3 protein-coding genes are annotated in these 5,032 nt (G+C 69.2%); 2 read left to right on the top strand and 1 reads right to left on the bottom strand.

All coding sequences use genetic code 11. The annotated features are described in order from the left end of the window. Both AB3X43_RS18205 and AB3X43_RS18200 read left to right on the top strand, forming a co-directional pair. A partial coding sequence (locus tag AB3X43_RS18205) for a GspE/PulE family protein (RefSeq protein WP_369431281.1) occupies positions 1-1,056 on the top strand: 1,056 nt, incomplete at its 5' end. A 76-nt stretch (positions 1,057-1,132) separates the two neighbouring features. Further along, on the top strand, positions 1,133-2,746 hold the full coding sequence (locus AB3X43_RS18200; protein ID WP_369431280.1) for an MFS transporter: 1,614 nt from the start codon (positions 1,133-1,135) through the stop codon (positions 2,744-2,746). A 51-nt stretch (positions 2,747-2,797) separates the two neighbouring features. Here AB3X43_RS18200 and AB3X43_RS18195 read toward each other — a convergent pair. Continuing rightward, positions 2,798-5,032: efflux RND transporter permease subunit (locus AB3X43_RS18195; RefSeq protein ID WP_369431279.1), on the bottom strand; the 2,235-nt coding region annotated here is incomplete at its 5' end.

Here is a 5,032-nt window from a genome sequence, read left to right as displayed (position 1 = left end):
ACCGTCTACCAGCTGCCGCAGACGGTGATGGCTGCGGTGACCGCGCGCATCAAGCTGCTGGGGCGCATGGATGTGATCGAGCGCCGGCGCGCCCAGGACGGCCGCATCAAGACCCGCAGCCCCAAGGGCGACGAGATCGAGATGCGCCTGTCCACGCTGCCCACCGCTTTCGGCGAGAAACTGGTGATGCGCATCTTCGATCCCGAGACCGCCGTGCAGCCGGTCGAGGGACTTGGCTTCACCACACTGGACGCCCGGCGCTGGCAGGGCCTGACCGCGCAGCCGCACGGCATCATCCTCGTCACCGGTCCGACCGGCAGCGGCAAGACGACCACGCTCTATGCGACGCTGAAACGGCTCGCCACCGACGAGGTCAACGTCTGCACCATCGAGGATCCGATCGAGATGATCGAGCCGGCGTTCAACCAGACGCAGGTGCAGCCGGCGCTCGACCTCGATTTCTCCAGCGGGCTGCGCACGCTGATGCGCCAGGACCCTGACATCATCATGATCGGCGAGATCCGCGACCTCGCCACCGCCGAGATGGCGGTGCAGGCTGCGCTCACCGGGCACCTCGTCTTCTCGACGCTGCACACCAACGACGCTGCCAGCGCCATCACGCGGCTGCTGGACCTGGGGGTGCCTCCATACCTCATCAGCGCAACGCTGATCGGCGTGCTGGCGCAACGCCTGGTGCGGCAGTTGTGTCCGGCATGCCGCCAGCCGGATTTGTCGTTGACATTGCCGGCGCTGCAGGCTGCGCTGCCGGGCGTGCCGGTGCTGGGCGAGGACGAGCCTTTCCAGCCGCACCGCCCGGTGGGCTGCCCGGCTTGTCGGCAGAGCGGTTTCCGCGGGCGCCGTGGCCTGTTCGAGCTGCTCACGGTGAACGAGGGTGTGCGTGGCGCCGTGCGCGAGTTGCCTGACCTGGCGCTGCTGCGCCGCCAGAGCCTGTCCGACGGCCTGCAGCCGCTGCGCCGCGCCGGCCTGCGCCAGGTCGCCGAGGGCCGCACGACGCTCGACGAGGTGTTGCGCTCGACGCCAGGCTGGGAGGCGTGATCCGTCCGGTTACCCTCGAAGCTCCACCCCTCGCGGTGGGAGGGTTTGGTTTGAAGTGGCATTTGGAGTCATTCCGATGATCGATCCTGACCGCTTGCCGGCGGCCCTGCAGCCTCTGCGTCTGCCGGTGTTCCGCATGCTGTGGCTGGCCTGGCTGGCGGCAAATCTGACGATGTGGATGAACGACGTCGCCGCCGCCTGGCTGATGACGCAGCTCACCACCAGCGCGGTCATGGTGGCGCTGGTGTCGGCGGCTTCCACGCTGCCGGTGTTCCTGCTCGGGTTGCCGAGCGGCGCACTGGCGGACATCGTGGACCGGCGGCGCTGGTTCGCGTCCACCCAGCTCTGGGTCGCTTCCGTGGCGACGGTGCTGGCCTTGCTCTCGCTGGGGGGTGGCCTGAGTGCGCCGCTGCTGCTGGCGCTGACCTTCGCCAACGGCATCGGACTGGCTGCGCGCTGGCCGGTGTTCGCGGCCATCGTGCCGGACATCGTGCCGACCGAACGGCTCTCCGGCGCGCTGGCGCTCCAGGCCATGGCGATGAACCTCTCGCGGGTGATCGGCCCTGTGCTGGCCGGTGCGCTGCTGGCGGCGGCGGGCAGCGCGGCGGTGTTCGTGCTCAATGCGGTGCTGTCGCTGGTGGCGTTCGCGCAGATCCTGCGCTGGAGGAGCGAGCCGCGGGTCAGTGCGCTGCCGGGCGAGCGTTTCGTCGGAGCGATGCGGGTGGGCGTGCAGCACGTGGCGCAGAACCCGCGCATGCGCTCCGTGCTGCTGCGCGTGTTCGTGTTCTTCTTCCTGAGCACGGCGCTCACCGCGCTGATGCCACTGGTGGCGCGCCAGCTCGGCGGTGGGGCCGGCAGTTTCACGCTGCTGATGTCGTGCATGGGCCTGGGTGCGATGGTCGCGGTGATGGTGATCCCGAGCCTGCGCGACCGCTACAGCCGCGACCTGATCGTGCGCGTCGGCTCGCTGGTGGTGTCGGCGATGACTCTGCTGGTGGCGCTGTCGCCGTGGCTGTGGCTGAGCGCGGTGGGGATGGCGCTGGGCGGCATGGCGTGGATCAGTTGCGCCAACACGTTGACGATGTCGGCGCAGCTCGCGCTGCCGAACTGGGTCCGCGCGCGGGGCATGTCCACCTACCAGATGGCGCTGATGGGCGGCTCGGCCTCCGGCGCGGTGGTGTGGGGGCAGATGGCGGACCTGCTCGGCTCGGTGCCGCACAGCCTGGTCGCGGCTGCGCTCTGCGGGCCGGTAGTGCTGTTCCTGGTGCGTGGCTACTCGGTGTCCGGGGGAGGGGATGCCGACCTGCGCCCCGCTTCGCCTGGCCAGGCGCCGCACCCCGCCATCGAGATCGGCCCGGACGAGGGGCCGGTCATGGTCACGGTCGAGTACCTGATCGACCCGGTCCGCGCCCGCGATTTTGCTGCCGTGATGCAGTACACCCGCCGCGCACGGCTGCGCCAGGGCGCACTGTCATGGGGCTTGTTTCGCGACACGGAGCGGCCGGGACGCTACGTCGAGTATTTCGTCGACGAGACCTGGGTCGAGCACCTGCGCCGACAGGAGCGCTTCACTGCCGATGACGTGCAGCTCCGTGTGCGCCGTCTGGCCTTCCACCTGGGCGAGCAACCCCCCGGCGTGCGGCGCTATGTGGGCGAGTCGCTCGATATCGAGACCACGCCGCTGCGTTGAGACAGCGCAGTGCCGGACGGAGGCCTTCCATCGATGGCCGGTGGTGAGGTCTCAGGGGGCGACGGGCTGCGCGCCGTCGCGACGGATCAGCCGTCCCGCCAGCCCCATCGCATCGTCCACGTAGGTGAACACGACCGGGATCACCAGCAGGCTCAGGAAGGTGGACGTGATCAGCCCCCCGATCACCACGATCGCCATCGGTGCCCGGAAGCTCGGATCGACCCCCAGCCCGAGCGCGATCGGCATCATGCCGGCACCCATGGCGATGGTGGTCATCACGATGGGGCGGGCGCGCTTGCGGCAGGCGTCCAGCACCGCGTCCCAGCGGCTCAGCCCATGGTCGCGCCGCGCCAGCACGATGTAGTCGACCAGCAGGATCGAGTTCTTCGTCGCGATGCCCATCAGCATGATGAGGCCGATCATCGACGGCATGCTCAGCGCCGTGTGCGTGACGAACAGCGCCAGGAACGCCCCCGGGATCGACAGCACCAGCGCCGCCAGGATGGTCACCGGCTGGATGAAATCCTTGAACAGCAGCACCAGCACGATGTAGATGCACAGCACGCCGGTCAGCATCGCCAGCGAGAAGCTCTGGAACAGCTCGGTCATGGCTTCGGCATCGCCGACCGCCGTCTGCATCACGCCCGGTGGCAATTGCTTCAGGCTCGGCAGCGCCTGCGCCAGCCGCTCGACCTCACCGAGCGGCACGCCGTTCAGCTCGATCTCGAAGTTGATGTTGCGCTGGCGGTCGTAGCGGTCGATCTGCGCCGGTCCGCTGGCCATCTCCAGCGTCGCCACACTGGACAGCGGCACCGGTCCGTGCGTGCCCGGGACAGGCAGCCGGCGGAGCAGCTCCAGATCCGCCCGTGCCTCGGCCGGCAGCCGCACGACGATCGGCACCTGCCGCTGCGACAGGTTCAGCCTGGCCAGGCCCTGGTCGTAGTCACCGCTGGTCGCCACACGCAGCGTGTCGGCGATGGCCGCGGTCGTGGCGCCCAGGTCGGCCGCGCGCGCTGCATCCGGCCGCACGATCAGCTCCGGCCGGACCAGGCTGGAGGTGGAGACGACGTTGCCAATGCCGGGGATGCTGCGCAGCTCGCGCTCGACGACCTTGGCGTGTTCGGTCAGCGCCGCGCCGTTCTCGCTGGCCAGCACGAGGATGTACTTCTCGCTGGAGCCACCGAAGCCCACCTTCACGCGCGCCCCGGGCAGCGCCTGGACCAGCTTGCGCAGATCGCCCTCGATGGCCTGCTTGCTGACGCCGGGACGCTGCTTGCGGTGCGTCATGTTGATCGTCAGCACCGCCTTGGTCACGCTGGCGGCACCCTGCGGTGCGAACGGGTCGGCGCCTGCCGCGCCGCCGCCGATGGCGGTGTAGACGAGCTTGACGTGCGGGTTCTGGCTGACGAGCAGGCGTGCCTGTTCGGCCGCCGCGCGGGTTTCCTTCAGCGTCGAACCGGGTGGCAGCGTCACCGTCACCTGTGTCTGCGACAGGTCATCCGGCGGGATGAACCCGGTCGGCAGGTAGGGCACGAGCATGAACGAGCCGACGAAGAATGCCACCGTCGCCAGCGTCGTGACGATGCGGTGTTCCAGGCACCAGCGTGCCAGGCGCAGATACCAGGCCATCCAGCCGGGCGGTTTGTCCGCGTGCTTCGGCGGGCGCAGCAGGTAGGCGGCCATCATCGGCGTCAGCATCCGCGCTACCACCAGCGAGAAGAACACCGCGATCGCCGCCGTCCAGCCGAACTGCACGAAGAACTTGCCCGGCACGCCGCTCATGAACGCGGTCGGCAGGAACACGGCGATCAGCGTGAAGGTCGTGGCGATCACCGCCATGCCGATCTCGTCAGCGGCCTCCATCGCGGCCTCGAACGGGGTCTTGCCCATCGCGAGGTGGCGCATGATGTTCTCGATCTCGACGATGGCGTCGTCCACCAGGATGCCGACCACCAGCGACAGGCTCAGCAACGTCACCACGTTGACCGTGAAGCCGAGGAGTTGCATCGCCGCGAACGTCGGGATCACCGACAGCGGCAGCGCGATCGCCGAGACCAGCGTGGCCCGCCAGTCGCGCAGGAAGAACCACACGACGACCACCGCCAGCGCCGCGCCCTCGTAGAGCAGCAGCATCGACCCGTCGTAGCCCTCCTGCACCGGATCGACGAAGTTGAACGCCTCGGTGAAGGTGATGTCGGGGTAGCGCTTGCGCAGGGCCTCGACCCGGGCCCGCACGTCCGCGGCGATCGCCACTTCACCTGCGCCCTTGGACCGCGTGATCTCGAA

It is taken from the genome of Sphaerotilus sp., assembly GCF_041083715.1.
GTDB lineage: Bacteria > Pseudomonadota > Gammaproteobacteria > Burkholderiales > Burkholderiaceae_C > Sphaerotilus.
Note: the sequence above shows the minus strand (reverse complement) of the source record. Positions and strands in the feature narration are given on the sequence as shown.

Excerpts from the sequence above, each read along its gene's own strand:
- AB3X43_RS18200 (WP_369431280.1), top strand. The coding sequence starts at position 1,133 with ATGATCGATCCTGACCGCTTGCCGGCGGCCCTGCAGCCTCTGCGTCTG.